The following is a 3,023-nucleotide window of genomic DNA, read 5'->3' as shown; positions in this document are numbered from 1 at the left end:
TTACTAAAGTCCGCGCCCACGAGGCAGGCCCCGACGATATCTGCGGTGTGACGCTCTATTTGGGGCTGCGCAACGCTTCGCGCGAAGGTCTCGAAAGCGTGGCCAACATGCTCGACTATCTCCACGCGCCCTATGGCTCGTCCTTGCGACGCGCTGAAGGCGGTGATCCTGTCCTTTTTGGTGTGGCAGAAGGTCTGGAAATCTCGGTAGACAGCACTCTTGCGCCGGACGCTCAGGCCCGACGCGACCTTGCCATGACCTGCAGCGAGGCGATGAAAGGTCTCGCCATCAATCGCGGCTGGATCCGTCGTGCAGACAAAACGGTCTTCTATTTCTACGGTGAAAACGTGCGCTCTATGCAGGACCGTTTAAGCGAAGCATTTGAAACCCACGCGGTCCTCGCAACTGCGCGCGCCCGCCGTCTCGCCTGAAATCCTCTGCGTAACTTGGTCCCCTGCGATTGCGCATGTGGCCGCGCTTGCCTATAGCTTTCCGCGCAAGACGTGAGGAGAGCTTGAGCCATGACCACCACCCGAACCGAAACCGACAGCTTCGGCCCGCTTGAGGTCCCCACCGACAAATACTGGGGCGCCCAGACGCAACGCAGCCTGATCAACTTCCCTATCGGCTGGGAAAAACAGCCCGTCGCAATCGTGCGCGCCCTCGGCGTAGTCAAGCAAGCATGCGCCGAAGCGAACAAAGCTGCCGGCGTGCTGGACAGTGACAAAGCAGACGCCATCATCGCAGCCGCATCGGAAGTGGTAAACGGCAAACTGGACGACCACTTCCCTCTTGTTGTGTGGCAAACTGGTTCCGGTACTCAATCAAACATGAATGCAAACGAGGTCATCGCGAACCGTGCGATTGAAATGATGGGCGGCGTCATCGGCTCAAAAGACCCGGTGCACCCGAACGACCATTGCAATATGGGTCAGTCATCGAACGACACCTTCCCGACCGCCATGCATATCTCCACCGCCATGACCGCGCGCGATGTGACGCTTCCGGGCCTGAGACATCTCCACGCAGCCCTTGAGGCCAAGGTCAAAGAATTTGACGGCATCATCAAAATCGGCCGCACGCACACGATGGATGCAACGCCGATGACGCTCGCACAAGAGTTCTCGGGCTACACCCATCAGGTCGCGAAATCGATTGAACGCGTAGAGGCCTCGCTGGCTGACATCTACGAGTTGGCCCAAGGTGGCACGGCGGTTGGCACAGGCCTCAACACGCGTCCCGGTTGGGGCGAAGAGGTCGCTGCAAACATGGCGCGCATCACGGGCCTGCCCTTCGTGACAGCCCCCAACAAATTCGAAGCCCTTGCCGCGCATGACGCAATGGTTGCCATGTCGGGCGCGCTCAAAACCGCCGCCGCCAGTCTATTCAAGATCGCCAACGATATTCGGCTTCTCGGCTCGGGACCTCGTTGCGGCCTTTATGAGCTGCTTTTACCCGAAAATGAGCCTGGCTCTTCGATCATGCCCGGCAAGGTAAACCCAACCCAGTGCGAAGCGATGACCCAAGTCTGCGCCCATATCATCGGCAACGACGCTGCTGTCGGGTTTGCCGGAAGTCAGGGCCATTTCGAGTTGAACGTGTACAAACCCATGATGGCCTATAATGTCCTGCAATCTATGCAGCTTCTGGGCGATGCATCCAATGCTTTCACCGATAATTGCGTTGCAGGCATCCGCGCCAATGAGACGCGCATCGACCAGTTGATGCGCGAAAGCCTCATGCTTGTCACCGCACTTGCCCCCACAATTGGTTATGACAACGCGACCACCGTCGCGAAGACCGCGCACAAAAACGGGACGACCCTGAAACAGGAAGCCATTGCGCTTGGCTTTGTCGACGAGGCAACATTCGACAACGTTGTTCGTCCAGAAAAAATGATCGGACCAAAATCATGAACACTGCCAATCTAAACCGGGCGCGCAAAGAGAAACTGAAGAATGCCCGCAAGGCTGACGCCGATGGAAACGCCATGAAATATGGGCGCTCAAAGGCTGACAAGCTGGCCGAAGCGAAAAAGGCGGCGCTCGCAATGAAACGTCATGAGGCCAATAAAAAAGAGCCATGAACGCGCGGCCGATCAAACGATCTCTGACGCTGCGCGGGCACCGCACTTCGGTATCCCTTGAGGACGCGTTTTGGTCGGCGTTTCGCGACATTGCTTCGCAAAACGGCCGTCCGATCAACGATCTGGCGGCTGAGATTGATGAAGCGCGGGGCACAGATTGCGGGCTCGCTTCAGCCATTCGATTGTTTGTTCTCGATCACTATCGAACGTGCTAACGCGGACAAACCTCTAGAGTAGTTCCATCGCGCGAACGCACTGTAAGATGCGAAACCGGAACCGGAGTGGCGAGCGGCGCAAACCTAAACTGACGCAGTGCCGCCGTCAGCAACACCGCGGCTTCCGCCATTGCAAATCCCCCCCGGACAGACCCAGGCACCGCTTGAAAACGGCAGATAGGCTTCGCGCGATGACTGTCGCCACGCATCTGTTTCCCATCGGTCTGCATCGAACGCGTCCAGGGTCGCCCAAAACCGATCACTCCTATGAAGATGCCAAGGGGAAATGACGGCCTGACTGCCCGCGCTGCACTGGGCGATTTCGGAAGGTTCTTTGGACGTTTCTTCAGCACAAGCTTTATGAGTTCAGGCTCGTTGATCATAAACGAACGGAGAAAAGGTGTGCGAAAGTCACCCATGCGCGTGGGGCACAACGTTCGGGCTGCACCGACAGTATCTCCTGGCGAAACAAACGCCAATCGCGCCGCAAAGAAACGCGATCCGCGCGTGCCGCCGACTTTGGCGGGATCATGTCAAGGTGGAGGTAAAGCACGAGGCGACCACATCGATCCGGCTTGGGGATGTGCGCCTCCCACGGAACCGCGCACCAAGCGTTTCAGGGCCTGCAGTGATCTTGAAATAATCAAAGTCACCTGGGCGATCGAATGCGAAGATATATTGAAAATGTAAGCGAAAGAACCGCCACTTTAAACTTGCCAACC

5 protein-coding genes and 1 pseudogene are annotated in these 3,023 nt (G+C 57.4%); 4 read left to right on the top strand and 2 right to left on the bottom strand.

All coding sequences use genetic code 11. The features are described from left to right. The 4 genes from Q1B15_RS12970 to Q1B15_RS12955 form a co-directional block, all read left to right on the top strand. The coding region (locus Q1B15_RS12970) for a hypothetical protein (RefSeq protein ID WP_299754195.1) at positions 1-431 on the top strand (431 nt) is incomplete at its 5' end. A gap of 90 nt (positions 432-521) precedes the next feature. Next, complete coding sequence (gene fumC, locus Q1B15_RS12965; protein ID WP_299754193.1) at positions 522-1,916, top strand: class II fumarate hydratase; 1,395 nt, start codon at positions 522-524, stop codon at positions 1,914-1,916. After that, on the top strand, positions 1,913-2,086 hold the full coding sequence (locus tag Q1B15_RS12960) for a DUF4169 family protein (protein ID WP_299754191.1): 174 nt from the start codon (positions 1,913-1,915) through the stop codon (positions 2,084-2,086). The genes fumC and Q1B15_RS12960 overlap by 4 nt, the downstream gene beginning before the upstream one ends. Beyond that, positions 2,083-2,301: a ribbon-helix-helix domain-containing protein gene (locus Q1B15_RS12955; RefSeq protein WP_299754189.1), complete on the top strand. Its 219-nt coding sequence runs from the start codon at positions 2,083-2,085 to the stop codon at positions 2,299-2,301. Before Q1B15_RS12960 ends, Q1B15_RS12955 begins: the two co-directional genes overlap by 4 nt. A gap of 84 nt (positions 2,302-2,385) precedes the next feature. Here Q1B15_RS12955 and Q1B15_RS12950 read toward each other — a convergent pair whose 3' ends face one another. Further along, a complete protein-coding gene (locus tag Q1B15_RS12950; RefSeq protein ID WP_299754197.1) occupies positions 2,386-2,589 on the bottom strand; it encodes a cytochrome P450 in 204 nt (67 codons plus the stop codon). Positions 2,590-2,829: 240 nt separating this feature from the next. Beyond that, a pseudogene (locus Q1B15_RS12945) lies at positions 2,830-3,023 on the bottom strand (hypothetical protein); the annotation flags it as partial.

It is taken from the genome of uncultured Boseongicola sp., from assembly GCF_937988555.1.
Taxonomy (GTDB): domain Bacteria; phylum Pseudomonadota; class Alphaproteobacteria; order Rhodobacterales; family Rhodobacteraceae; genus Boseongicola.
Note: the sequence above shows the minus strand (reverse complement) of the source record. Positions and strands in the feature narration are given on the sequence as shown.

Excerpts from the sequence above, each read along its gene's own strand:
- Q1B15_RS12955 (WP_299754189.1), top strand. The coding sequence starts at position 2,083 with ATGAACGCGCGGCCGATCAAACGATCTCTGACGCTGCGCGGGCACCGC.
- fumC (WP_299754193.1), top strand. The coding sequence starts at position 522 with ATGACCACCACCCGAACCGAAACCGACAGCTTCGGCCCGCTTGAGGTC.
- Q1B15_RS12960 (WP_299754191.1), top strand. The coding sequence starts at position 1,913 with ATGAACACTGCCAATCTAAACCGGGCGCGCAAAGAGAAACTGAAGAAT.